28 protein-coding genes and 1 pseudogene are annotated in these 23,570 nt (G+C 69.4%); 18 read left to right on the top strand and 11 right to left on the bottom strand.

The window, feature by feature from the left end; translation table 11 throughout:
• Positions 1 to 4: 4 nt before the first annotated feature.
• From fadD3 to AIIKEEIJ_RS33770, 9 genes are all read left to right on the top strand, one after another.
• Positions 5 to 1,552, top strand: a complete 1,548-nt coding sequence (fadD3, locus tag AIIKEEIJ_RS25485) for a 3-[(3aS,4S,7aS)-7a-methyl-1,5-dioxo-octahydro-1H-inden-4-yl]propanoyl:CoA ligase (RefSeq protein WP_161996838.1) — start codon at positions 5 to 7, stop codon at positions 1,550 to 1,552.
• A complete protein-coding gene (locus tag AIIKEEIJ_RS25480) occupies positions 1,549 to 2,448 on the top strand; it encodes an enoyl-CoA hydratase (protein ID WP_029540960.1) in 900 nt (299 codons plus the stop codon). Before fadD3 ends, AIIKEEIJ_RS25480 begins: the two co-directional genes overlap by 4 nt.
• A complete protein-coding gene (locus AIIKEEIJ_RS25475) occupies positions 2,448 to 3,608 on the top strand; it encodes an acyl-CoA dehydrogenase family protein (protein WP_161996837.1) in 1,161 nt (386 codons plus the stop codon). Before AIIKEEIJ_RS25480 ends, AIIKEEIJ_RS25475 begins: the two co-directional genes overlap by 1 nt.
• Positions 3,605 to 4,570 (top strand): acyl-CoA dehydrogenase family protein, encoded by a 966-nt coding sequence (locus AIIKEEIJ_RS25470; RefSeq protein WP_161996836.1) that lies wholly within the window; start codon positions 3,605 to 3,607, stop codon positions 4,568 to 4,570. The genes AIIKEEIJ_RS25475 and AIIKEEIJ_RS25470 overlap by 4 nt, the downstream gene beginning before the upstream one ends.
• Positions 4,567 to 5,616: an acyl-CoA dehydrogenase family protein gene (locus tag AIIKEEIJ_RS25465; RefSeq protein ID WP_050034568.1), complete on the top strand. Its 1,050-nt coding sequence runs from the start codon at positions 4,567 to 4,569 to the stop codon at positions 5,614 to 5,616. The genes AIIKEEIJ_RS25470 and AIIKEEIJ_RS25465 overlap by 4 nt, the downstream gene beginning before the upstream one ends.
• A 102-nt stretch (positions 5,617 to 5,718) precedes the next feature.
• Positions 5,719 to 6,594, top strand: a complete 876-nt coding sequence (locus tag AIIKEEIJ_RS25460) for an aldo/keto reductase (RefSeq protein ID WP_029540948.1) — start codon at positions 5,719 to 5,721, stop codon at positions 6,592 to 6,594.
• A gap of 184 nt (positions 6,595 to 6,778) precedes the next feature.
• Positions 6,779 to 7,495 carry an acetoacetate decarboxylase family protein gene (locus AIIKEEIJ_RS25455; RefSeq protein WP_161996841.1) on the top strand — a complete coding sequence of 239 codons (717 nt, stop codon included), beginning with the start codon at positions 6,779 to 6,781 and terminating at the stop codon, positions 7,493 to 7,495.
• Between the two features lie 76 nt (positions 7,496 to 7,571).
• The gene (locus AIIKEEIJ_RS25450) at positions 7,572 to 8,231 is read left to right on the top strand and encodes a PRC-barrel domain-containing protein (RefSeq protein WP_161996835.1); all 660 of its coding nucleotides are present in this window, start codon (positions 7,572 to 7,574) and stop codon (positions 8,229 to 8,231) included.
• Entirely contained in the window at positions 8,228 to 8,752 is a 525-nt protein-coding gene (locus tag AIIKEEIJ_RS33770; RefSeq protein ID WP_161996834.1) for a DUF4190 domain-containing protein, read from the top strand. Before AIIKEEIJ_RS25450 ends, AIIKEEIJ_RS33770 begins: the two co-directional genes overlap by 4 nt.
• Positions 8,753 to 8,777: 25 nt before the next feature.
• Here AIIKEEIJ_RS33770 and hsaB read toward each other — a convergent pair whose 3' ends face one another.
• The 4 genes from hsaB to hsaA are packed head-to-tail and all read right to left on the bottom strand — an operon-like array spanning position 8,778 to position 12,351.
• Positions 8,778 to 9,353 carry a 3-hydroxy-9,10-secoandrosta-1,3,5(10)-triene-9,17-dione monooxygenase reductase subunit gene (gene hsaB, locus AIIKEEIJ_RS25440; RefSeq protein ID WP_161996833.1) on the bottom strand — a complete coding sequence of 192 codons (576 nt, stop codon included), beginning with the start codon at positions 9,351 to 9,353 and terminating at the stop codon, positions 8,778 to 8,780.
• Positions 9,350 to 10,252, bottom strand: a complete 903-nt coding sequence (hsaC, locus tag AIIKEEIJ_RS25435; protein WP_161996832.1) for an iron-dependent extradiol dioxygenase HsaC — start codon at positions 10,250 to 10,252, stop codon at positions 9,350 to 9,352. Before hsaC ends, hsaB begins: the two co-directional genes overlap by 4 nt.
• A 1-nt stretch (position 10,253) precedes the next feature.
• A complete protein-coding gene (hsaD, locus tag AIIKEEIJ_RS25430) occupies positions 10,254 to 11,165 on the bottom strand; it encodes a 4,5:9,10-diseco-3-hydroxy-5,9,17-trioxoandrosta-1(10),2-diene-4-oate hydrolase (RefSeq protein WP_161996831.1) in 912 nt (303 codons plus the stop codon).
• A 10-nt stretch (positions 11,166 to 11,175) separates the two neighbouring features.
• Positions 11,176 to 12,351, bottom strand: coding sequence for a 3-hydroxy-9,10-secoandrosta-1,3,5(10)-triene-9,17-dione monooxygenase oxygenase subunit (gene hsaA, locus AIIKEEIJ_RS25425; protein WP_006937755.1), 1,176 nt, complete (start codon positions 12,349 to 12,351; stop codon positions 11,176 to 11,178).
• A gap of 191 nt (positions 12,352 to 12,542) precedes the next feature.
• Here hsaA and AIIKEEIJ_RS25420 point away from each other — a divergent pair, with 191 nt between their 5' ends.
• Together AIIKEEIJ_RS25420 and AIIKEEIJ_RS25415 are read left to right on the top strand one after the other, a co-directional pair.
• Positions 12,543 to 13,691 (top strand): Rieske 2Fe-2S domain-containing protein, encoded by a 1,149-nt coding sequence (locus AIIKEEIJ_RS25420; protein WP_029540927.1) that lies wholly within the window; start codon positions 12,543 to 12,545, stop codon positions 13,689 to 13,691.
• A 2-nt stretch (positions 13,692 to 13,693) separates the two neighbouring features.
• Positions 13,694 to 14,032, top strand: coding sequence for a hypothetical protein (locus tag AIIKEEIJ_RS25415; protein WP_161996830.1), 339 nt, complete (start codon positions 13,694 to 13,696; stop codon positions 14,030 to 14,032).
• On the opposite strand, the gene AIIKEEIJ_RS33765 is transcribed toward AIIKEEIJ_RS25415, so the two are convergent.
• The 3 genes from AIIKEEIJ_RS33765 to AIIKEEIJ_RS25405 are packed head-to-tail and all read right to left on the bottom strand — an operon-like array spanning position 14,016 to position 14,678.
• Positions 14,016 to 14,138, bottom strand: a complete 123-nt coding sequence (locus AIIKEEIJ_RS33765) for a hypothetical protein (RefSeq protein WP_006937749.1) — start codon at positions 14,136 to 14,138, stop codon at positions 14,016 to 14,018. The genes AIIKEEIJ_RS25415 and AIIKEEIJ_RS33765 overlap by 17 nt on opposite strands.
• 12 nt (positions 14,139 to 14,150) lie before the next feature.
• Positions 14,151 to 14,453 (bottom strand): MGMT family protein, encoded by a 303-nt coding sequence (locus AIIKEEIJ_RS25410; RefSeq protein WP_006937742.1) that lies wholly within the window; start codon positions 14,451 to 14,453, stop codon positions 14,151 to 14,153.
• Positions 14,454 to 14,468: 15 nt separating this feature from the next.
• Positions 14,469 to 14,678 (bottom strand): DUF2945 domain-containing protein, encoded by a 210-nt coding sequence (locus AIIKEEIJ_RS25405; RefSeq protein WP_006937741.1) that lies wholly within the window; start codon positions 14,676 to 14,678, stop codon positions 14,469 to 14,471.
• A gap of 227 nt (positions 14,679 to 14,905) precedes the next feature.
• Here AIIKEEIJ_RS25405 and AIIKEEIJ_RS25400 point away from each other — a divergent pair, with 227 nt between their 5' ends.
• The gene (locus tag AIIKEEIJ_RS25400) at positions 14,906 to 15,109 is read left to right on the top strand and encodes a zinc-ribbon domain-containing protein (protein WP_081636979.1); all 204 of its coding nucleotides are present in this window, start codon (positions 14,906 to 14,908) and stop codon (positions 15,107 to 15,109) included.
• A gap of 804 nt (positions 15,110 to 15,913) precedes the next feature.
• On the top strand, positions 15,914 to 16,558 hold the full coding sequence (locus AIIKEEIJ_RS25390; protein ID WP_102800436.1) for a dihydrofolate reductase family protein: 645 nt from the start codon (positions 15,914 to 15,916) through the stop codon (positions 16,556 to 16,558).
• Between the two features lie 138 nt (positions 16,559 to 16,696).
• Here the strand turns inward: AIIKEEIJ_RS25390 and AIIKEEIJ_RS25385 are convergent, their stop codons facing one another.
• The 3 genes from AIIKEEIJ_RS25385 to AIIKEEIJ_RS25380 form a co-directional block, all read right to left on the bottom strand.
• Entirely contained in the window at positions 16,697 to 18,205 is a 1,509-nt protein-coding gene (locus AIIKEEIJ_RS25385) for a protein adenylyltransferase SelO (RefSeq protein ID WP_044476509.1), read from the bottom strand.
• 235 nt (positions 18,206 to 18,440) lie between these two features.
• Positions 18,441 to 18,575 carry a hypothetical protein gene (locus AIIKEEIJ_RS33760; protein WP_006943307.1) on the bottom strand — a complete coding sequence of 45 codons (135 nt, stop codon included), beginning with the start codon at positions 18,573 to 18,575 and terminating at the stop codon, positions 18,441 to 18,443.
• Complete coding sequence (locus AIIKEEIJ_RS25380; RefSeq protein WP_006943309.1) at positions 18,572 to 18,973, bottom strand: DUF6223 family protein; 402 nt, start codon at positions 18,971 to 18,973, stop codon at positions 18,572 to 18,574. The genes AIIKEEIJ_RS33760 and AIIKEEIJ_RS25380 overlap by 4 nt, the downstream gene beginning before the upstream one ends.
• 230 nt (positions 18,974 to 19,203) lie before the next feature.
• Between AIIKEEIJ_RS25380 and AIIKEEIJ_RS25375 the strand changes: the two genes are divergently transcribed.
• From AIIKEEIJ_RS25375 to AIIKEEIJ_RS25355, 5 genes are all read left to right on the top strand, one after another.
• Positions 19,204 to 20,454 carry a sensor histidine kinase gene (locus AIIKEEIJ_RS25375; RefSeq protein ID WP_006943311.1) on the top strand — a complete coding sequence of 417 codons (1,251 nt, stop codon included), beginning with the start codon at positions 19,204 to 19,206 and terminating at the stop codon, positions 20,452 to 20,454.
• Entirely contained in the window at positions 20,451 to 21,143 is a 693-nt protein-coding gene (locus tag AIIKEEIJ_RS25370) for a response regulator transcription factor (RefSeq protein ID WP_043797531.1), read from the top strand. Before AIIKEEIJ_RS25375 ends, AIIKEEIJ_RS25370 begins: the two co-directional genes overlap by 4 nt.
• Positions 21,144 to 21,253: 110 nt before the next feature.
• Positions 21,254 to 21,982 (top strand): mycothiol-dependent nitroreductase Rv2466c family protein, encoded by a 729-nt coding sequence (locus AIIKEEIJ_RS25365; RefSeq protein WP_161996829.1) that lies wholly within the window; start codon positions 21,254 to 21,256, stop codon positions 21,980 to 21,982.
• A gap of 104 nt (positions 21,983 to 22,086) precedes the next feature.
• Positions 22,087 to 22,776 carry a hypothetical protein gene (locus tag AIIKEEIJ_RS25360; RefSeq protein WP_161996828.1) on the top strand — a complete coding sequence of 230 codons (690 nt, stop codon included), beginning with the start codon at positions 22,087 to 22,089 and terminating at the stop codon, positions 22,774 to 22,776.
• A 156-nt stretch (positions 22,777 to 22,932) separates the two neighbouring features.
• A complete protein-coding gene (locus AIIKEEIJ_RS25355) occupies positions 22,933 to 23,244 on the top strand; it encodes a DUF6191 domain-containing protein (protein WP_050034558.1) in 312 nt (103 codons plus the stop codon).
• A gap of 156 nt (positions 23,245 to 23,400) precedes the next feature.
• On the opposite strand, the pseudogene AIIKEEIJ_RS25350 reads toward AIIKEEIJ_RS25355, so the two are convergent.
• Positions 23,401 to 23,570: pseudogene (locus tag AIIKEEIJ_RS25350) on the bottom strand (4-hydroxy-2-oxovalerate aldolase); the annotation flags it as partial.

Raw genomic sequence — 23,570 nt, 5'->3', positions numbered from 1 at the left:
CTCCGTGACCGCACAACCGAGAACCACACCGGCGGCCCTCGAACGCGCCGCATCGGCGCACGCCGACCGGACCGCGATCGTCGACGGCGACGTGCAACCGACGTTCGCACAACTGCGCGACCACGTCCGCGAATTCGCCGCCGCCCTCGTCGCCCACGGCGTCGGGCCCGGCGCACGCGTCGCGATCTGGTCGCCCAACACGCACCACTGGATCGTCGCCGCGCTCGGGATCCACTGGGCCGGCGGCATCGTCGTCCCCGTCAACACCCGATACACCGGCGACGAGGCGCACGACATCCTCGACCGGATCGACGCCGGCGCCCTCGTCGTTGCCGGGGACTTCCTCGGCACCGACCGGTACGCGGCCCTGCGCGCCGCGGCGCCGGAACTGCACATTCCCACCGTCGTGCGGGTCCCGCTGGGTGGGACCGACGCCCCCGCCGACGGCGTGGTGGACTGGGACGAGTTCCTCGCCTCGGCGACGGAGGACGCGCGCGCCGAAGCCGACGCCCGCGCGCGGGCCGTCTCCCCCGACGACGTCTCCGACATCCTGTTCACCTCCGGCACCACCGGGCGGAGCAAGGGTGTGCTCAGCGCCCACCGGCAGCTGATCGGGGTCGCCCGGGCGTGGGCGGACTGCGCCGAACTCACGCCGGACGACAACTATCTCGTCATCAACCCGTTCTTCCACAGCTTCGGATACAAGGCCGGTTTCGTCGCGGCGCTGCTCGCGGGCAGCACCGTCGTGCCGATGGCGGTGTTCGACGTCGAGAAGGTGATGGCCACCGTCGCCGACCGGCGGATCAGCGTGCTGCCCGGGGCGCCGACGATCTACCAGAGCATCCTCGACCACCCCCGCCGCGACGAATTCGACATGTCGTCCCTGCGGATCGCGGTCACCGGGGCCGCACCCGTGCCCGTCGCGCTCGTCGAACGCATGCAGAACGAACTGAGCTTCGACGCGGTGCTCACCGCGTACGGGCAGACCGAGGCCGTGGTCGCGACGATGTGCCGCACCGACGACGATCCCGTCACCGTCTCCACCTCCTCCGGCCGCGCCACCGCCGGCTTCGAGGTCCGCATCGGCGACAAGGGCGAGATCCTGCTGCGGGGCCCCAACGTGATGCTCGGCTACCTCGACGACCCGGAGGCCACCGCCAAGACGATCGACGCCGACGGCTGGCTGCACACCGGCGACGTGGGCACCCTCGACGAACGCGGCTACCTCGACATCACCGACCGGCTCAAGGACATGTACATCAGCGGCGGGTTCAACGTCTATCCCGCCGAGATCGAGGCGGCGCTGATGCGCCTGCCCGGCGTGCACGAGGTCGCGGTCATCGGTGTGCCCGACGAGCGCATGGGCGAGGTCGGCCGCGCGTACGTCGTCGCCCTCGAGGGCAGCGGCCTGACCGAGGAGGCCGTGATCGCGTTCTGCAAGGAGAAGCTGGCCAACTTCAAGGTGCCCCGCTCGGTCCGCTTCACCGGGCACCTGCCCCGCAACCCGTCCGGCAAGGTTCTGAAAAACATTCTGCGTGAGGAGAAGTCATGACCGTCCCCTACGAACCCGACGTCGTCACCTACGAGGTGCGCGACGGCGTCGCGATCGTCACCCTCAACCGGCCGGACTACCGCAACGCGCAGAACTCGGTGATGACCTACGCCCTCGACGCCGCGTTCGAACGGGCCGTCGAGGACGACGAGGTGAAGGTGATCGTGCTCGCCGGCAACGGCAAGCACTTCTCGGCCGGCCACGACCTGGGGACCCCCGGGCGTGATCACCACGTGCACTACGACAACAAGGCCGTCATGTGGTGGGACCACGTCGACAAGCCCGGCGGCGACCAGCGCTACGCCCGCGAGATGGAGGTGTACCTGGGCATGTGCCGCCGCTGGCGGGAGATCCCCAAGCCGACGATCGCGATGGTGCAGGGCGCGTGCATCGCCGGCGGCCTCATGCTCGCCTGGGTGTGCGACCTGATCGTCGCGTCGGAGGATGCGTTCTTCTCCGATCCCGTGGTGCGCATGGGCATTCCCGGAGTGGAGTACTTCGCCCACCCGTGGGTCCTCGGCACCCGCTTCGCCAAGGAGATCCTCTACACCGGCGACCGCTTCGGCGCCCAGCGCGCGTACGAGGTCGGCATGGTCAACCGCGTCGTGCCGCGCGAGAAGCTCGAGGAGGAGACCCTCGCCCTGGCCGCGCGTATCGCCGAGATGCCGCGGTTCGGTCTGGCCCTGACCAAGCGCGCCGTCAACCAGTGCGAGGACCAGATGGGCATGCGGAACGGCATGGACTCGGTGTTCGGCCTGCACCACTTCGCCCACGCCCACAACGCCGAGGTCGGCACCGACTCCCTCGGCGGCATGAACGCCAAGTCGATGGCGGCGAGCGCCCGCCCCGCCCCGGCGAGCAACGCGGGCCCCACGGCCCAGGACGGAGCGAAGTAGTGGATCTCGAGTTCGACGACGCAACCCTCGCCTTCCGCGACGAGGTCCGCGCGTTCCTCGCCGAGCACGTCCCGCAGACCCCGCTGAAGTCGATGGACACCGCGGAGGGCTTCGAAGAGCACCGGCGGTGGGAACGCACCCTCGCCGACGCCCGGCTGTCCGTGGTGTCCTGGCCCGAGGAACTCGGCGGCCGCGACGCCTCGCTGCTGCAGTGGGTGGTGTTCGAGGAGGAGTACTACCGCGCCGGGGCACCCGGACGCGTCAGCCAGAACGGCATCTTCCTGCTCGCCCCCACCCTGTTCGAGCACGCCCACCCCGACCAGCTCGCCCGCATCATGCCCCGCATGGCGCGCGCCGACGACATCTGGGCACAGGCCTGGTCCGAACCCGAGTCCGGCAGCGACCTCGCGTCACTGCGCTCGACGGCCACCCGCGTCGACGGCGGCTGGCTGCTCAACGGGCAGAAGACGTGGAGCTCCCGGGCGTCCTTCGCGGACATGGGCTTCGGCCTGTTCCGCTCCGACCCGGAAGCGCAGCGGCACAAGGGCATCACGTACTTCATGTTCGACCTGCGCGCGGAGGGCGTCACCGTCCGGCCCATCGACCAGCTCGACGGCGAGCCCGGCTTCGCCGAGATCTTCCTTGAGGACGTGTTCGTGCCCGACGACCCCGCCGACCACGGCGCGTCCGGGGTCATCGGCGGCGTGAACGAGGGCTGGCGGGTCGCGATGAGCACCGCCTCCAACGAGCGCGGCCTGTCGCTGCGCTCCCCCGGGCGGTTCCTCGCCACCGCCGACCGGCTGCTGCAGCTGTACAAGTCGTCGGATCTACACGGGGACGCGGCCCTGCGCAACCGCGTCGCCGACACCTGGATCGGCGCGCGCGCCTACGAGTTGTCCACCTGGGGCACAGTCACGCGATTGCAGGACGGCGGGCAGCTCGGCGCGGAGTCGTCCATCAACAAGGTGTTCTGGTCGGAGTGGGACATCGCCGCCCACGAGACGGCGCTCGACCTGCAGGGCGCCGCCGCCGAGCTGGTCGACGGCTGGACGGACGGCTACCTGTTCTCGCTGTCCGGCCCGATCTACGCCGGCACCAACGAAATCCAGAAGAACGTCATCGCCGAGCGCCTGCTCGGCCTCCCGAAGGGCGACCGATGAGATTCGCGCTCGACTCCTCCCACGAGGACTTCGCGTCCAGTATCGATGCGCTGCTCGCCAAGTCCGACATGCCGGCCGTGATCCGCGCGTGGAGCGCCGGCGACACCGGCCCCGGCCTGAAGGTGTGGCAGCGTCTCGCCGAGATCGGGCTCGGCGGCCTGCTCGTCGGCGAGGACCACGACGGCGTGGGTGCCGACGCGGTCGACCTCGTCGTCGCCGTCGAACAACTCGGCCGCCACGCCGCGCCGGGCCCGGTCGTCGACACCGTCGCCGTCGCCCCGGTGCTGCTCGCGGCCGCGGCGCCGGACCGGTTGCCGGCCCTGGCCTCCGGCACGCTCGCGACCGTCGCCGCCGCTCCGGACGTGCCGTTCGCGGTCGACGCCGACGTCGCCGACCTGGTGCTGCACGTCGACGGCTCGGCCGTGTCCGTCGGCACCCCCGGGCAGCCGCGCGAGTCCGTCGACCCGGCCCGCCGGCTGTTCCCCGTCTCGGCGGGAGAGTCTTTGGGCGAAGCCGACTTCGGTGCCGCGTTCGACCTCGGCGCGCTCGCCACCGCCGCGCAGCTGCAGGGGCTCGGCCGGACGCTGCTCGAGCGCACCACCGAGTACGCGCAGCAGCGCCGGCAGTTCGGCCGGGCCATCGGCTCCTTCCAGGCCGTCAAGCACCACCTCGCCGAGGTGGCCGTCGCGCTGGAGATGGCCCGGCCGCTGCTGCACGGCGCGGCGCTGTCGGTGCGCGACGGGCTGCCGCAGGCGTCGCGGGACGTCTCCGCCGCCAAGGTCGCATGCGGCGACGCCGCCTACCGTGCGGCCCGGACCGCGCTGCAGGTGCACGGCGCCATCGGCTACACCCGGGAACACGATCTGTCGCTGTGTCTGACGAAGGTCCGCGCCCTCGTCACCGCGTGGGGCACGCCCGACGTGCACCGGGCGCGGATCGTCGACGCGCTGGAGGCGTCGTGACGTTCGAAACCGAGGACCGCGCCGCGCTGCGCGAGTCGGTGCGCAACCTGCTCGCCAAGCACTCCGACTCGTCGGCGGTGCGCAAGGCGATCACCGCGCCCGAGGGCTACGACGCCGGCCTGTGGGAGCGGATGGTCGAGCAGATCGGGGTGGCGGCGCTCGCCGTGCCCGAGGACTACGACGGGGTGGGCGCCTCGCTCGCCGAGACCCACGTCGTGCTCGAGGAACTCGGCCGGACACTGACGCCGTCACCGATGCTCGGCTCGGCGGTGCTTGCGGCGCAGGCGCTGCTGCTGTCCGGCGACACCGAAGCATGCGCGCGGCTGCTGCCGGGCATCGCCGCCGGGGAGATCGCGGCCGTGTGCTGGGCCTCGGGGGCGGGCTGGTCGTCGCCGGGGGTGACCGCGACCGGCGACCGGCTCGACGGCACCGCGCACTACGTGCTCGGCGGAGACGTCGCGAGCACCCTGCTGGTGCTCGCGCGCGACGGGGACGCCGTCGCCCTGTTCGAGGTGGATCCGGACGCGACCGGCGTGACCCGGCGCCGGGTGCCGACGATGGACCCGACCCGCAGCCTCGCGCAGGTGCGGTTCGACGGGGTGACCGGACGGCCGCTCGCGTGCCCGGCGGATCTCGTGGACCGGTTGCGCACCGTCGCGCTGATCGCGCTGTCTGCCGAGCAGGTCGGTGCGGCACAGGCCGCGCTGGATCTGACCGTGGAGTATACGAAGAACCGCAAGCAGTTCGGCCGCGTCATCGGGTCCTTCCAGGCGCTCAAACACCGCATGGCCGACATGTACGCGCTGGTGGAGACCGCGCGCTCGATGTCGTACGCGGCGGCGCTGTCGCAGGATACGCAGGACGCGTATGCGGCGAAGGTGTACTGCTCGGAGGCGTTCGAGCAGGTGGCCGCGGAGACGATCCAGTTGCACGGGGGCATCGCCATCACGTGGGAACACGACGCGCAGCTGTACTTCAAGCGCGCCCACGGCACCGCCCAGCTGTTCGGGCAGCCGCGCGAGTTCCTGGCCGCGATCGGAATGTGACGCCCGCGTGCCCGAGCGAATGAACCATCGCGTCGGCCTGATCGAGTGAGGGGTACATTCGCTCGGGCCGCGGGGCGATCCGGCAGTCGTTAGCCTGGGACGATGAGCACTCCCGTGATCACGCTGAATTCCGGAACCACCATCCCGCAGCTCGGCCTGGGAGTCTGGCAGGCCACCAACGAGCAGACCGAACACGCCGTGCGCTTCGCCCTCGACGAGGCCGGCTACCGGCACATCGACACCGCCGCCGCGTACGGGAACGAGGAGGGCGTCGGGCGCGGTATCGCGGCCTCCGCGGTCCCGCGGGAGGACGTCTTCCTCACCACGAAGCTGTGGAATGCCGACCAGGGCTACGACCGGGCACTGCAGGCGTTCGACGAGAGCCTCCGCCGCCTGGGCACGGACTACGTCGACCTGTACCTGATCCACTGGCCGTTGCAGGACAACGACCGGTTGCTGCGCACCTGGGACGCACTCGAGAAGATCGCCGGGTCCGGCCGGGCAAAGGCGATCGGCGTGTGCAACTTCGAGCCGCACCACCTGCAGCTGCTCGTCGATCGCGGCGGCATGCTGCCCGCCGTGGACCAGGTGGAGCTGCACCCGCACCTGCCCCAGCAGGAGATCCGCGCCTTCGCGGCCGACCACGGTATCGCCGTCGAATCGTGGAGCCCGCTGGGCGGTACCAGCAATTCCGGGTGGGGGCGCGATTCCAAGCCGAACACGCTGCTGATCGATCCGATCATCACGCGCATCGCGGACCGGCACAGCAAGTCCGCGGCCCAGGTGCTGATCCGCTGGCACCTGCAGAACGGCCTGATCGTGATTCCGAAGTCGGTCCACGACGCGCGGATCGCGCAGAACTTCGACGTGTTCGACTTCGAACTCGACGACCTCGACCTGAGCGAGATCGCGACCCTCGACGACGGCACGCGCGTCGGCATGCACCCGGACGAGATGAACATCGGCGCGCCGGACTGACGGACGATTCCCGCACGGGCAGCCGCGCCCCTCGGCACGCGGCTGCCCGTTTCCGGGCGTATTCGCCGATCACCCTTGCGCTTCCAGGACGCAGCACGAATAGTAGAACACGTTCTCATTCAGGACCCGGCCGGTCGCGGGTTCGCGATCGGTTCGCGCAGAGGGGCAGGACGTGACGACACACATGATCTCGGGCACCCCGATCGAGATGCCGGTGCGGATTCGGACCGCGACGGCATTCATGGCGATGTACTCGGTGCCCGCCGCCCCGGCTCGGGCCCTGATCGATCACACGGGACTCGAACTGCTGCACCACCGCCCGGGGCGCGGTATCTGCATCCTGGTGTTCGTGGACTACGTCGACGGAGATCTCGGACCCTACAACGAGTTCGGCGTGTGCTTCCTCGTTCGTGACCATCGCCGGCGCGGCGGTACCGTGCTGCAGGATCTGCGGGAACTCGCCCGCGGCGGCGCCGGTGCCCTGATCCATCAACTGCCCGTCGACGGCGAGTTCACCCTGGCGGCAGGACGGGGAATCTGGGGGTTCCCCAAGATCCTCGCCGACTTCGACGCCGACCACGCCGGCGCCGTCAAGCGCGCGTCGGTGAGCCGGGACGGGCAGCTGATCGCGGAACTGTCGGTGCGCCCGGGCCTCGCGGTTCCCGGGCGTGGTGCCGCCGCCTCCGTCACGGCCTACGCCCATCTGGACGGGATCACCCGGCGCACCGGATGGGCGATGAATCCCGCCGGCGTGCGCAGCCGCGTCGGCGGTGCCACCCTGCGCCTCGGAACCCACCCCATCGCCGGCGAACTGCGCGCGCTGGGGCTGCCCCGGCGCGCGCTGCTCACCTCGTCGATCCCCCGTCTGCAGATGACCTTCGGAGACGCCGAACCGATCTGATCCGGCCTTCGGGTTTCGGCGCCCGTCGCAGCGGGCACCCACCGAGTCGAAGACACAATCGATCGGTGAGGTCACCATGATCAACAACAGCGACATCGATGCACTTGTCGGCGCCACCGTCTACGGACCCGGCGGCGACAAGCTCGGCAAGGTCGGCGAGGTCTACCTCGACAACCGCACCGGGAACCCTGCTTGGATCACCGTCGTCACCGGCCTGTTCGGCACCCGTCGGCATTTCGTGCCGATCGACGTCGCCGAGCTGGACGGCAAGGACATCCGTCTGCCGTTCGACAAGGACACGGTGACCGGCGCCCCGAACATCGACGAGGACGGACGTCTCACCCCCGAGGAGGAGACGCAGCTCTACCGCTACTACGACAGGGCGGATACCGACACCGACACCGGTCGCGCACCGGACGCCGACCGGACACCCGACGCCGATCGGGTGCGGGACACCGACCGGACGCCGGACACCGACCGGACACCGGACGCCGATCGGCTGCGCGACACCGACCGGACACCGGAGACCCATCGGACGCCGCAAGGAGGCGCGCGGGGTGTGTCCACCTCGGCTCCGCCGTCGGCCACACCGTCGCATCCCGGTGGCACCGGTGGCACAACGCAACACAGCGCACCCTCGCCGGGCCCGCGACTCCACAAGCGGGTCGTGACCACCGAGTACTACGTCGACGAGGGCGCCCCCGGCCAGCACCCCGACCAGGAGGACCGACGATGATCGAACGCGAGCCCGCCGGCGCCAGTGCCGCCGGCCGAGACCCCGTTCCCGGCCGCGACCCCGTTCCCGGCCGCGACCCCGTTCCCGGCCGCGAGCGCGTGGTCACGGACGACCGGGTGACGGACCGCACCACCACCGCCGCGCCCTTCGAGGAGCGGGTGACGACGAAGCCGGCCAAGACGAGTGTGGCCGCCGCCCTCGCACTCGCCGTCGGCACCGCCGCCCTGGTGTGCGTGCTCTCGCTCGTCCTCTCCCCCGTGGGCCTGGTACTGTCCCTCGTCGGGCTCGTGCTCGGCATCGTGGGCCTGCGCGCGGCACGTCGACTGGGCGTGACCGGGCGCGGCGTCGCCATCGCGGGCATCGTGCTCAGCATCGTCTCGCTCGTGCTGTCGATCGCCTACGTGGCGGGTGTGGTGACGGTGCTCAACAACGACCGCATGGTCGAGCAGCTCGAACAGCAACTCGACCGGGCCCGCGACCAGCTGCCCGACAGCATCCAGGTGCCCCAGCCCGGCGAGTAACCGTCCGCCCGGCCGTGCCGGCCCCCTAGAGCCAGGTGTCCTCCGAGGTACTGGTGAGAAACGCCTCGAGGTCGTCGCGCCAGGGGGCCGGCACGGTCTTGTCCGGCTCGATGCCGGTGTACTGGCCGCGATAGAACAACAGCGGCCGCTCCTTCTCGTCGCGCACCTCGCTGAGCGAGGACACCCGTCCGAACACCACCCAGTGGTCGCCGCCGTCGTGCACGGCCTCGACGGTGCAGTCGATGTGCGCCAGGGATCCGGTCAGGACGGGCGAGCCGAGCGGTGACGGGCTCCACTCGACGCCGGCGAACTTGTCCGGTTCCCGGGATCCGAACCGGGCGCACGTGTCCTGCTGCTCCTCCGCGAGCACGTTGACGCAGAAGCGCCCGGATCGTTCGATCGCGGTCCACGACCGCGACGTCCTCGTCGGGCAGAACAACACCAGCGGCGGCTCCAGCGACAGCGCCGCGAACGACTGGCAGGCGAATCCCACCGGCTCGCCCGCGTCGACGGTGGTGATGATCGTGACCCCCGTGCAGAACTGGCCCAGCACGTTCCGGAAGACCCGGGGGTCGATCCCACCGTCGTCGGCGGTGGTCACGGCTGCATCCCCACGCTGAAGTCGTGACCCCACAGGCTGACCGCTGTGGACTCCCGGGCGATCCACTCCTCGTCCTTGACCTGCCTTCCCTCGCAGCCGAATTCGACGTCGAAGCCACCCGGGGTCTTCATGTAGAACGAGAGCATGAGGTCGTTGACGTGCCGGCCCAGCGTCGCCGACATCTTCACCTTCCGGCGCAGCGCCCGGTCCAGGCACAGCCCGACGTCGTCGGCGTTCTCCACCTCGATCATCAGGTGCACGATGCCACTCGGCGTGGGCATCGGCAGGAACGCCAGGCTGTGGTGCCGTGGGTTGCACCCGAAGAAGCGGAGCCAGGCCGGTTTCCCGTCGGCCGGGCGGCCCACCATCTGTGGCGGCATGCGCATCGAGTCCCGCAGCCGGAAGCCGAGGACGTCGCGGTAGAAGTGCAGGGCCTCCTCGTCGTCGCGGGTGGACAGGACGACGTGCCCGAGTCCCTGCTCGCCGGTGACGAACCGATGCCCGTACGGGCTGACCACGCGGCGGTGCTCGAGCGCCACCCCGTGGAACGCCTCGAGGGTGTTGCCGGACGGATCCTGGAACACGATCAGCTCGTCCACACGACGGTCGGCGAGCTGCTCGGCCGTGCCCTCCTTGAACGGGACCCCGGCGGCCGCGAGGTTGTCGCGCACCTCCTGCAGCTCGGCGGCGTTCGCCGTCTCCCAGCCCGCGACCAGCAGCCGGTCGCTCTCGTGCGGCTCGATGACCAGCCGGGCCGGGAAGTCGTCCATCCGCAGGTACAGGGCGTCCGGGTGGACACCCTTGCCCTCCACCATGCCGAGCACCTTCAGCCCGTACTCGCGCCAGGCGTCCATGTCGGTGGCGCCGATGCGCAGATACGCGAGAGATCGGATACCCATGTCAGACACTCCCGTCGCTTCGCTCGCCCCGACCGCTCCGGTCGGTCAGGAAATCGATTGTCAGGCGGTTGAACTCGTCGAACTTCTCGAGCTGGGCCCAGTGCCCGCAGCCGCCGAAGACGTGCAGCTGGGCGCGGGGGATGAGCTTGAGCGCGACGAGTGCCCCGTCGAGCGGATTGACCCGGTCCTCCCGGCCCCAGATCAACAGCACCCGCTGCCGCAGCTTGTACGCGTCGCGCCAGAGCATCCCCAGCTCGAAGTCCGGTCCGGAGAATGACTTTCCCATCGCGCGCGCAGCGGCGAGCGACTCGGGGGTGCTCGCGGCGGCGAAGCGTTCCTCGACCAGCTCCTCGGTGATCAGCGACTGGTCGTACACCATCACCCGGAGGAACGCCTCGAGCTTCTCCCTGGTCGGGCCCTCCGGCGGCGCCGCGAACCGGCCGAGGTGCTTCACGCCCTCGGTAGGGTCGGGCGCGAAGAGATTGACGCTCAATCCCCCCGGCCCCATCAACACGAGCCGTCCGGCCCGGTCCGGGAAGTCCAGTGCGAACCGCACCGCGGCACCGCCGCCGAGCGAGTTGCCGAGCAGGTGCACGCGCCCGTCGACGCCGAGGTGGTCGAGCAGGTCCTTCAGCGCGGTGGCGCTGTGCACGAAGTACTGCGGATGCTCGGTGGGCTTGTCGGACTTGCCGTAACCGGGCTGGTCGACACAGATGACGTGGAAGCGCTCGGCCAGCACGCGGATGTTGCGGGCGAAGTTGGACCAGCCGGAGGCGCCCGGACCGCCGCCGTGCAGCAACACGATCGTGGTGTCGTGTCCGACCCCCGCCTCGTGGTAGTGCAGCCGCAGGTCGTGGCGCACCTGAGCGAACCGGGACGTCGACTCGTAGGTGATCTCTTCCGTCGCAGTCAATTCGGTCTCCCTACACCATCGTGTCGGTGATCGGCAGACCGAACTCGCCGGCACCGAACATCACATAGGCGCGCTCGGCGTCGTTGGCGGCATGGACACGCCCGGCGTGGGCGTCGCGCCAGAACCGTTGGATCGGCGTGCCGTTGGCGAGGGCGGTGGCACCGGAGTTCTCGAACAGCAGGTCGATGGACGCGATGGCGCGGCCGGTGGCGCGGACCTGGTCGCGACGGGCGCGCAGCCGCAGTTCCATCGGGACCTCCTCGCCGGCGACGAGGTGCGCGTACTCGTCGGCGACGTTTCCGGACAGCTGGCGCCACGCGGCGTCGATGTCGCTCGAGGCCTCGGCGATCCGCACCTTCGAGAACGGATCGTCCTTGGACTTCTCCCCCGCGTAGGCGGCGCGCACGCGCTTGCCCTGATGCTCGACGTGGGCCCGGTAGGCGCCGTAGGCCATGCCGACGATCGGCGTGGAGATCGTGGTGGGATGGATGGTGCCCCAAGGCATCTTGTAGACCGGCGCGGTGTTGCGCTCGAGGCCGGGGGCGGTGAGGTTGCTCATCGCCTTGAAGCTGAGGAAGCGGTGCCGGGGCACGAACACGTCCTCGACCACGATCGTGTTCGACCCGGTGCCGCGCAGGCCGACCACGTTCCAGACGTCGTCGATCCCGTAGTCCGCGCGCGGGATCAGGAAGCTGCCGAAATCGACGGGGCGGCCGTCCTTGAGGACCGGGCCACCGACGACGACCCACGTGGCATGGTCGCACCCGGAGGACCAGGCCCACGCGCCGTTGACCCGGTAGCCGCCGTCCACGACCTCGCCGGCGCCCATCGGGGCGTAGGAGGAGGAGATGCGCACGTCGGTGTCCTCGGCCCATACGTCCTCCTGGGCCTGCTGCGAGAACAGGGCCAGGTGCCAGTTGTGGACACCGATGATCCCGGACACCCATCCGGTGGAGCCGCACGCGCTCGCGATGTTGCGGACAGCCGTGTAGAACAGCACCGGGTCGGCCTCGTAGCCGCCCCACTGCTTCGGCTGGAGCAGCCGGAAGAACCCCGTCTCCTGCAGCGCCTTGATCGAGTCGTCGGGGATGCGGCGAAGATCCTCGGTCTCCTGTGCACGTTCCCGCAGGGCGGGCAGCAGCGCGTCGATCCGCTGCAGTACCTCGTGGCTCTCGTGGTCGCCCACTGGACGCTCCCGTCTGTTCCGGAAATGATCGCTTGCTTCGAGACTAGAACACGTTCCCATTCATGTCGAGACCGCGGAATCACCGCACGTCGGCGTCTTTTCTGTGGGACGAAAGTCCCGGATCGCTTCCGGATCGCCGCAATATTCTATAACGTGTTCTACTAGATGAATCGAAGGGAAGTGAGGGGACAATGGCACAGATTCGCGAGATCGACGTCGGAGAGGTCCGCACGCGTTTCGCGCGGGGTTGGCACTGCCTCGGGCTCGCCAGGACGTTCAAGGACGGCAAGCCGCACGCCGTCGAGGCCTTCGGCACGAAGCTCGTGGTCTGGGCCGACAGCCAGGGCGACCCGAAGGTCCTCGACGCCTACTGCCGGCACATGGGCGGCGACCTGTCGCAGGGCGAGATCAAGGGCGACTCCGTCGCCTGCCCCTTCCACGACTGGCGGTGGGGCGGCAACGGCAAGTGCACCGGCATTCCCTACGCCCGTCGCGTGCCGCCGCTCGCCCGCACCCGCTCCTGGCTGACGATGGAGAAGAACGGGCAGCTGTTCGTATGGAACGACCCCGAGGGCAACCCCCCGCCGCCGGAGGTCACGATCCCCGACATCGAGCAGTACGGGTCGGGCGAGTGGACCGACTGGACGTGGAACTCGATCCTCATCGAGGGCGCCAACTGCCGGGAGATCATCGACAACGTCGTGGATATGGCGCACTTCTACTACATCCACTACGCGTTCCCGACCTACTTCAAGAACGTCTTCGAAGGGCACGTCGCCGCGCAGTACCTCAACACCCGCGGCCGGCCCGACAAGGGCATGTCCACCCAGTACGGCATGGAGTCGCTGCTGAAGTCGTTCGCGGCGTACTACGGTCCCTCCTACATGATCAATCCGATGACCAACAGCTACGGCGGCTACGAGGTCGAGTCGGTGCTGATCAACTGCCACTACCCCGTGACCCACGACTCGTTCGTGCTGCAGTACGGCATCATCGTCAAGAAGCCGACCGGGATGTCCGACGAGATGTCGGCCAAACTCGCCGCGAAGTTCACCGAGGGCATCGGCGAGGGCTTCCTGCAGGACGTCGAGATCTGGAAGAACAAGACCAAGATCGACAACCCGCTGCTGTGCGAGGAGGACGGCCCGGTCTATCAGCTGCGACGCTGGTACGAGCAGTTCTACGTCGACGTCGCCGACGTCACCGAGAAGATGACGCAGCGCTTCGAATACGAGGTGGACACCACCAAGGCCAACGAGGCGTGGCAGGCGGAGGTCGCCGAGAACCTCGCGCGGCAGAAGGCCGAGCAGGAACAGGGCAAGCAGGAAGCGGAGGTCTGACGATGGATCCCTCGACCCGGGCGCGCCAGTGGGCGAAGGCCCCGGACTTCGCCGGCCAGCCCGCGCGGGTCGAGGCGGTCCGCGCGCAGACCGCCATCGACAAGATCAACTACCTGGATTCGGGCCTGCACGAGGTGCGGTGCCGCGAGTGCGGCACCTGCGTGCTGGTGCGCAAGAACAGCTTCGACCACACGAGCGTGCAGTGGTGCGAGAACCCCGCGTCGGTGTGCCCGAACTTCCGGGACGACGCGACCCCGGGCGCCCTGCGAGACGGCTGCCCGCAACTGCGCGCAAGCATCGAGCAGGCGGTGCTCGACGGCCGGATCACCGTGCCGGACTGACGTCGCCGCGCCGCGGAGCGGCGAGTTGTTCGAGCGAATCGAGCACCGGCGCCGTCGCCGACACCCGATAGACGTGCCGCACCCGGTGCTCCTCGAGCTGACCCACCGTCAGGGATCGTCAGTCCATCCATCCTTGCCGAGCGCGTTGCATGTCAACCCGCTTCCCGGCCACGGGGGTGCCCTCTTCGAGCAGGAGTGCCGGTGCACGACCGCCGTGACACGAGGCGGTTGTTCCGTCGGCGTAGACGACTCGCCACCAGGGAACGTTGTCGTCCAGCAGGCTCATCGCTCGGCCCACCTGCCGTGGACCCGCCCCGATTCTCTTGCCGATATCGCCATAGGAGGCAACCGAGCCCGGAGGGATGGCAGCGACTGCCTCCCGGACCGCGTCGATGATGCTCGTCTCGTCTCGAGTGACCATCGGGATTCCGGCCCCCTAAAGCTTCTTCAGCGCATCGCCTTTGTGCATCGCGATGTGCTCGGTCTTGTCGCTCTTGATCTCGTATTGAGGGTCACTCTCACTGCAACGCCGTGTGCGCCCCTTGAACTCCACGTCCTTCGTGTGCTTCCTGATGATGACGCCCTCGACGTATCCGGCTTCGGAGTTCCACCGGACATGGTCGCCGACGGAGAAGTCAGTCGTCATAGCCCTTCCTCCACTCGATGTTCGTCCTCGTGAGGCTACCCGGCTCACGGCTTCTGTATGCCGGCGGAAGAGGCGACAGCAGATCGCCGGCAGGCGGGGTTGGCTGGCGAGTCGGTCTTCGGGCAACTGGTGCCGATCGATATCGTCGGCTGTGGTCATCGCGTGGTCTCCCTCGAGACCGTTGCCACCTGACGACCGTCTACTGAGCATCGCTCTATGCTGGCGTGGTGTTCCTTCTATTCGGATACGGCACCAAGCGGCAACACCTCGGCTCCGGGCAGACCCGAACGTGCCCGCGCTGCCACAACACCACACAGTGGGCACGGATCCGGGAATTCAGCCAGTTCACGTTGTTCTTCGTTCCGGTCGCGCGATGGAGGCGCCGGCAGCTGGAGGAATGCGGCATCTGCGGCACCGCCGTCGAAGTCTGAGCGCCTTCATTCGGCGACGGGCCACCGACGGAGCGTGCGTCGGCGCACTCAGCCGACACGGTTGTTCAACAGCTGCAGCACCCTGTGCTGTCACACGAAAATCGTTGCGCAACAGAGACTTTTACAATCCGGTCGAAACACTCCGTCACGGGCACTGCCTCCCGGGCGCGCGACCGTTTCCACGACCCCACCCCCATCGACCACCAGACCGGCTACCAGGCCCGAGATGATAGAACCGATTCCCTTGGGGCACAGGGTGATCCTGTCGAGTGCCATCCATCGGGTGGCGAGCAGCGCAGCGGCACGTTCGCCGAGGCACCGCAGAAGGCGGCCTCTGGTGGGCCGGCCAAGTCCAAGCCTGATCCACGGCATCGGCAGCTGCGAGACAGCGGTCGGCTCGATCCTCACCGAAGCTCACCACATCATCACTCGCACACTGCTCGGTCACGTCAAGAGCTGAAACTGCTCAGCGCCCTTCTCCGACACCACCCGGTCGGGAAACCATACCCCTGGGGCACTGCCCCCAACGGTGCCCGCGCGACGCCGCCGACCGCATGGGCGGCCGTTCTCCGGCACGACCTGCGCGACCCCACCCCGATCGAGGCGAGTGAGGAGATGTGCACCGCCCGCCGAGCCCGGACTGCCGGGCAACGCACGGACGCCCACCGCAGAACCGGTGGCGACCGATGCACCGCGAGGCCGGTCGAGGAGGACGAAGTTCGATGCCGTCACAGCGATGAGTCCGCCGACGCCCGCAGGTCTACCTTTGCGACCGAGACACATCACTTCACCGGGAGCCGAGCCATGGGCCTGATCGACATCGAACTGTTCACCACCCTCGACCTCGTCGGACAGGCACCCGGCGGCCCCGACGAAGACCCGGAAGGGTTCCCGTTCGGCGGCTGGCAGGTACCCCTACTCGACGAGGTCACCGGCGCGCAGATCGGGGCCGCCTACGAAGGCACCGACGCCCTGCTGCTCGGCCGCCGGACCTACGACATCTTCGCCGCCTACTGGCCGTACCAGGACGGCGGCGAGGACCACGAGATCGCCACGCTCTTCAACAGCGTCCCGAAGTACGTGGCCTCCCGCGGCCGGCCCGACCTCTCCTGGGCCGGATCCACGCAGCTCGGCCCGGATCTGGCCGGCGCGGTGCGCGAAATCCGGGACCGGCACGAGCACGTCAAGGTCGTCGGGAGCCTGAACCTGGTCCAGACCCTGCTGCGCGAGAAACTCTTCGACCGGCTCGACCTGTGGGTGCACCCGATCGTGCTCGGCGTCGGAAAGAAGGTGTTCGACGCCGGCGCGGTGCCCACCAACCTCACCCTCCTCGCACCGCCGGTCGCCGGCCCGACGGGCACCGTGTACCTGCGCTACGCGCGCGCCCAAGGCATACCCGGCACCGGAGACATGAGCGCCCCCGACCGCGGCGCCGGGCGAGACGGCTGAACCCGCCCCGCACCAGCTGGGTCCGTGTCCTCGGGGGTGCCTCCGCCAGGTCTGCCGACGTCGTTCTCGGCGGCGCAGCACCGGCGAGGGAGTCCCCCGATACGAACACAGCAGTGCCCAGCGGTGGGTATTCGGGCGTTATGTGCCGCAGAAGGTTCGGAAGGTTGCACTGAACGACGACGGGGCGGGTGTGGTGTAGTCGGACCACTCGTCACGGCGGTCGAACGGATGCGTGACGACCTCGAGCAGCTTCTCGAAAGCAGCGAGCTCACCGTCGGCCGCGGCACGCAGAGCCGCATCGAGCTGATGATTGCGCGGGATGTACAGCGGGTTCACGCCGTCCATCGCGTCCGCGGTCTGCGCTGTCCCACGCCCCTGTGTGCTCAGGGCGCCGCGCCAGCGATCCACCCACGGCCCGATGTGCTCGCGCGGGACGAGGGCGTGCAGCGGCGCCGAATGCCCACGGAGTTCGTCCGCGAGCGCCCGGAAGCTGCCCGTCCAGTCGGCGCCGTGTTCGGCCATCAACCTCAGCAGGTCGTCGACCAGCGCTCGATCGAGGAGCGTGCCGGCCACCCCGAGCTTGGCCGCCATCCCGGCGGCGTAGTGGCCCTCGTAACGCGCGTCGAAGGTATCGAGGACTGCCGACACCGCGGCAATCGCGTCATCCGGCGTCGAATCGAGCAGCGGCAGCAGCGTTTCCGCCAAGCGCGCCAGATTCCACTTCAGGACAGCGGGCTGGTTGCCGAACGCATAACGGCCGCCGTGATCGATCGAACTGAACACCGCCGCCGGATCGAACGCATCGAGGAAGGCGCACGGACCGAAGTCGATGGTCTCCCCCGAAATGGTCGTGTTGTCGGTGTTCATCACCCCGTGCACGAACCCGGTGAGCATCCACTGCGCCACCAGTGCTGCCTGCGCCTCGACCACCGCCTCGAAGAATGCCAGGTAGCGACTGCCCTCTCCCGTCGCCGGCAGCTCGGTCAACTCCGGGTAGTGGCGGGTGATCGCGTAGTCGGCGAGCCGCTGCAGGACTCCCTCCTGTCGGGCCGCGAATTCGAAGGTGCCCACCCGCAGGTGACTGGCCGCGACCCGGGCGAGCACGGCACCGGGCTCGGCGCCGTCTCGGCGAACGCGGCGGCCCGTCGCGACCACCGCCAGCGCACGCGTCGTGGGAATACCGAGGGCATACATGGCCTCGCTGACCAGGTATTCGCGCAGCATCGGGCCGAGGACCGCGAAACCGTCACCGCCCCGAGAAAACGGCGTGGGCCCCGAGCCCTTCAGGTGCAGATCCACTCGCCGACCGTCACTGCCCACCACTTCGCCGAGCAGCAACGCCCGGCCGTCCCCGAGCAGGGGTGCGTACCCGCCGAACTGATGTCCCGCATACGCCATCGCGACCGGCGTGGCCCCAGCCGGCGCCGTCGATCCGGACAGCACCCCGATCCCGACCTCGCTCCGCAGCACCTCCACGTCCCATCGCAGCGACACCGCGAGCTGCTCGTTGAGCACCAGCAACGTCGGGTCGGGGGCATGAGCGCCCTGCCACGGCACCGCCAGGGCGGCCAACTCGTCGGCAAAGGTGCTCTCGAGGCGCGCCACCGCCGAGTTCGTGCCTACCGTGGACTCCGGGAATGCCGCCATCAGTCGAGGGTAACCATCGCACCACCTGGCCCGCCGCTCACGACCGAGAACGCACCCGGCCACCAGCTCGCGGTGCTCGACGTCACCGCACCGCGAGCCCACACTGCCCGTCACCGGCAGGGCTCGTCCTGCTCGTCACCGCAGCCACCTCGACGCGGGCCGCGCCGGCTCGACAAGGCCCACCGCGTCGGCAGCGGGCGCCCAGGTGGGCGCAGGCTCAGGCGCGCTCGATTCGTCACGTGCCACCGTCTGCGACCAGGGGAACGCCGGGCCCGGCGGCGGCCGTGGCGGCGGACAGCTGCGCCGGGCCGAGCCGGCGCCAGGCCCCGCGCAGCACTCGGTGGCGGTGCACGGAGCGGGCGGGGGTCACGACGCGGGCACCGGCCTGGAATCGTGACCGGATCGGCTGGTGCGACGAGAGCGGGCCAGAGCCAGCCCACCGAGGACCGTGCCGATCAGCCCGAGCGCCACGGCGAGGACGGCGCCGGCGAGCCCGTTGCCGGTGCCGAGTCCACCGGCGGAGTTGACCCCGTGCACCCCGCCGGCGATGACGCTGATCGGTCCCAGCACCAGGGCCACGATCGTCCGAGCTCGTCCGGTGCCGGTGCGGCGGGATCGGGCCAGGGCCAGCCCACCGGCGACGGCGCTGATCAGCCCCAGCACGGCTGCCGCGGTGGGCACGGTTCGCCCGACGCCGAGCTCGTAACCGGCAGCGACAACGGAGACGTGCGTGATCGCCGGTGCGGCAAGCAAATCGAGGACAGGCATTGCGGATCCTTTCGGTCGAACGACGGGTTCCGGCCGCGCTCATGGAGGCCTCCGTCGTTGAGCGGACGCATACGATCGTCGCGTCTCGGCAACGGGGTGTCCTCGGACAGCGGGCGGCAGCGGATACGAAGTTCGACGTAGGTGGCTCGCGCACAACCACGCTTCTCGACGTAGGCGGCCGCGCAGTTCGCGGGAGTTGTTTTCCCCACCCGGAACCATATGATCGCGCCATGCCGGATCGCGTCACGTTGTTCCGCCCGCCCGCCTGGGCGCAGGATGTGCTGCTGGCGGTATTCATCACTGTCATGCAGGTCCAGGGCACCGTCGTCCGCAACAGCGGGGAGCCCGAAGCAGTGCTGCGCCCCCTGTCCGACCTCGGGAACCTCGGCTACCTGCTGTTGATCGCCGGTGGCGCGGTCCTGGTCCTGCGCCGCCGCTGGCCAGTCGCAGTGTTCGCCGTGACCGCGCTCGCCAGCATGGTGTACTACACCCTCGACTTCCCGGACGGCCCCGGATGGCTGGGCCTGTTCGTGGCCCTCTACACCCTCACCGCCCGCGGCGACGGACGTCGCTCGCTGGTGATGGCCGTTGTGGGCATCGCAGCACTGGCCGCGGTCTGGCTGATCGCCGCGACCGACATCGAACCCCCAGCCGCCGTCGGCTGGGTGTACTTCCGGATCGGCGCCGCGGGCATGAGTGCCGCCCTCGGGGAGAGCGTCCGCTCGAGGAGAGTCATCGCGGAAGAAGCACTCGAGCGCGCCGAATTGGCCGAACGCTCTCGTGAGGACGAAGCACGCGCCCGGGTCGACGAGGAACGGCTCCGGATCGCGCGCGAGGTCCACGACACCGTCGCGCACGCCATCGCCATCATCAACGTCCAAGCCGGCGTCACCGCACACGTACTGGACAAGCGACCGGAACAAGCACGCCAGACGCTCGAGGCCATCGAGCAGACCAGTTCCCGGGCCCTGCAGGAGATGCGGGCCATCCTGGGGGTCCTTCGCGACGACAACGACGGCCGCCTCCCACCCCCAGGGCTCGGGCAGGTCGACGAACTCACCGCCAGGGCACGCGAAGCCGGGCTCGACGTCGAGTTGGAGACGACATCACCCCCACCGCCCGTACCCAGCGCGGTAGGCAGCGCCGTGTACCGGATCCTGCAGGAGTCGATCACCAATGTGATTCGCCATGTCGGACCGACCAGGGTCGCAGTCGCCCTGAACTACGGCCCCGACGCCGTGGAAGTCCGCGTGACGAACGACGGCCCGCGTGCGGATGGGGACACCGACAAAGCAGCCAGAGGCGCCGACCGTGCGGACGCCGAGTTCGCCGGCACGGACACACGCGGCCACGGGATCGTAGGGATGCGCGAGCGTTGTCAGCTCTTGGGCGGCGACTTCGACGCCGGCCCGCTCCCGGGCGGCGGCTTCGCCGTCACCGCCCGGCTGCCCTTGGCCCCGGCCGCAACGGTGAAGGTATGAACCCGGTGACAGGCGCATCCGGCCGCGACACTCCGATCAAGGTCCTACTCGTGGACGACGAGCATCTGGTGCGGTCCGGCTTCAAGATCCTCCTCGAGGTCGAGGACGGCATCACGGTGGTCGGGGAAGCCGCAACCGGCGCCGAAGCCGTGGAGCAAGCCCGGGCCCTGCGCCCGGATGTCGTGCTCATGGATATCCGTATGCCGAAGATGGACGGCATCGAGGCCACCCGGCAGATCGCCACCACCAACGGGCTCCAATACGTACGCATCCTCATCCTGACGACCTACGACACCGACGCCTACGTCTTCGAAGGCCTCCAGGCCGGCGCCAGCGGCTTCCTGCTCAAAGACGCGGGTCCGGCCGAGCTCCTGCACGGCATCCGCGTGGTCGCCGCCGGAGAAGCTCTGCTCGCACCGCGCATCACGCGCCGCCTCATCGCCCAGTTCACCACCCAGCGCACAGCCGACAAGGCCGCCGATCATCGGCTCGAGGTCCTCACCGACCGGGAACGCGAGGTCCTGACGCTGGTAGGTATGGGCATGAGCAACAACGAGATCGGCGCCGAACTCTGCCTCAGCCCGGCCACCGCCCGCACCCACGTCAGCCATGCCATGGTGAAACTCGGTGCTCGCGACCGCGCGCAACTGGTCGTCATCGCCTACCGAACGGGACTTGTGAAGCCGTAGGCGATCAGCCTGTCGACCCCGCGATCCGAATCTTCTCTGATCGACGACGTCTCAGACGAGAGGGGTGTCTGTGCCGGCGACCGCCCGAGCACTCCGTAGCCTGACGAGGCATGAGTGATGCAGATATCCACTTCTACTTCGACCCGGTGTGCCCGTTCGCCTGGATAACCAGCAAGTGGGTGCGCCTGGTGGCGGCCCAGCGCGAATTCCGAGTCGACTGGCGGTTCATTTCGCTGCGCCTGATCAACGCGCACGTCGACTACGACGTTCACTTCCCGCCCGAGTACGAAGCCGGTCACACGAGTGGGCTGCGGCTGCTCCGGGTCGCGGCGCGAGTGCGGGCCGAGCACGGGCGCGAGGCGGTGGATCCGCTGTACCGGGCGCTCGGTGCGCGGATATTCGAGACCACGCCGGACGCCGACAACACCGCCGGACCGGAACAGCAAGGAACGCGGGCTTTCCTCGAGCCGATCCTGGCCCGGGCGGGCCTACCCGTGCAGGTGGCGGACGCGCTGGACGACCCCTCGCTCGATGCGCTCATCCAGGCGGAGACCGACGAGGCACTGCGCCTGACCGGCAGAGACGTCGGCACGCCGATCATCCACTTCCAGCCGCCGAACGGCGTGGCCTTCTTCGGGCCGGTGATCAGCCGGCTACCCGGCGAAGAGGACGCCCTCCGCCTGTGGGACCACGTCGTCGGGCTGGCGAGCTTCCCCGGCTTCGCCGAACTCAAACGTAGCCTGCGCGAACTGCCGCAGCTGCCCGGCCTCGGCGTCGCTCCCGACGAGGTGGGAGTGGAGCAGGACTGGCACGGTGGCAGTCGACGAACCAAGAGATGAGCAACCGGCGCCGGCCACCCCGGCACCGTTCGGCCCGACAGCCAGGTCGAGACGGCTGCCGTTGTGTATGTCCGATGCGGACCGGTAACGGATAGCCTCGAGCCATGATGCTGGCGAACGTCTGCGAGCTCTATCGAGACGCAGGCTTTCTCGGGCAGCCAGCGGCTGCCGCCACCAGCCTGGCCTTCGTGATCGCCGGCCTGGCCGTGCTCGCACGTCGTCGGCAGGGCACGCCGACGGTGACCTACGGTCTCCTCGTCATCGCGGTCGGCGCCGGATCCCTCATAGCGCACGGACCGAACCCGCCGTGGCAGGCCTACGCACACGACATACCGATCGCGACATTGCTCGCTTACATAGCCGTCGACGCCGCTTCCGACCGGTTCGACCGACGGTTGTCGCCGCGGTGGTGGCTCGTCGTTCCGTTCGTGATGGTTCCCGTCGTCGCAGCCGGCTCGAGCGCCTCCACGATCGTGCAGGCACTGCTCGCCGCGGTCACTGTGGGACTCGCGCTGGAACGCGCCCGCGTCCGTCCGCACCTGCGCCGCACGACGATCGTCGCAGCACTGCTTCTCGCGTCCGGCGCCGTGCTCGGCACCATCGGCGACCGGACCTCGCTCTGCCGGCCGAGTAGTGTCCTGCAAGGCCACGCGCTGTGGCACATTCTCGCCGCCACCGGACTGTGGCGGCTCTCGCCCACGATCGGTTCACAGTCCCCCCGGATATCGGTCAGGACATCGCGGCATCTGTCGGGTCGGGCCGGCCCGGCCCGGAGACGGCCCGGTCAGGCTTGACCGCGTCGGTGGCACATGCACCGTCCTTCATCCACCCGGCTACGGGCAGAGCGCTCCGGACGGGCTCCGCAGTGCGAGCACCGGCGAAATCCCTCGATACCCGCCCCTGCGCTCCGGGAATCGTTGCCGCGTTCCACGGCTCGATACCCTGGAACGATGGGCGCGCTGTTCGCGATGACGATTCCGGGACTGGCCTGCCTGCTGGTGGGCGCGGCCGCGGTCGAGGTGTTGTGGAGCCGTCTGACGGGTCATCGCCTGCTCCGGCGCAGCGGGGACGGTCGCACACGGCCGGTGGCGGCAACGGGGTTCGAGGAGGTCGGTGCGGTGTTCGAAGGGTCGCGGCGATTCGAATTCGAACAGCGACAGACCTCGCTGATGGACCGTGAGGACGCCACCGGTGGCGAACCCGGATGGCTGAGCGTCGACGTGGAGTCCGGAACGGCCCGGTTCAGGCACTGTCGACCGTAGCGGCATCCGGGCGAGCGCAGCGACGCGCTCCCGTCGAATTCCTCGTGCAGGCTCGAGAGCCCGCCGGCTGGCACACCTCTGCGGTCGGGGCGAAACCCGTTGGGGCCGAATGTCACATTGCGTCGATCGAATTGACGCCATGTGACATTCGGTAGGTCAGGCGGTCTGCTGTTCGCGCTGGAGTTCGAGGGCGATGTCGATCAGCTGGTCCTCCTGGCCGCCGATGAGCTTGCGCTTGCCCGCCCGCACCAGCAGCTCCGCGGCGGAGACCCCGTACCGCTCGGCCTGGCGCTCGGCGTGGCGCAGGAAGCTCGAGTACACCCCGG

This window comes from Rhodococcus sp. YH1 (assembly GCF_009939605.1).
GTDB lineage: Bacteria > Actinomycetota > Actinomycetes > Mycobacteriales > Mycobacteriaceae > Rhodococcus > Rhodococcus aetherivorans.
The sequence above is the reverse complement of the archived record's forward strand: the minus strand, read 5'-3'. Positions and strand labels throughout refer to the sequence as shown.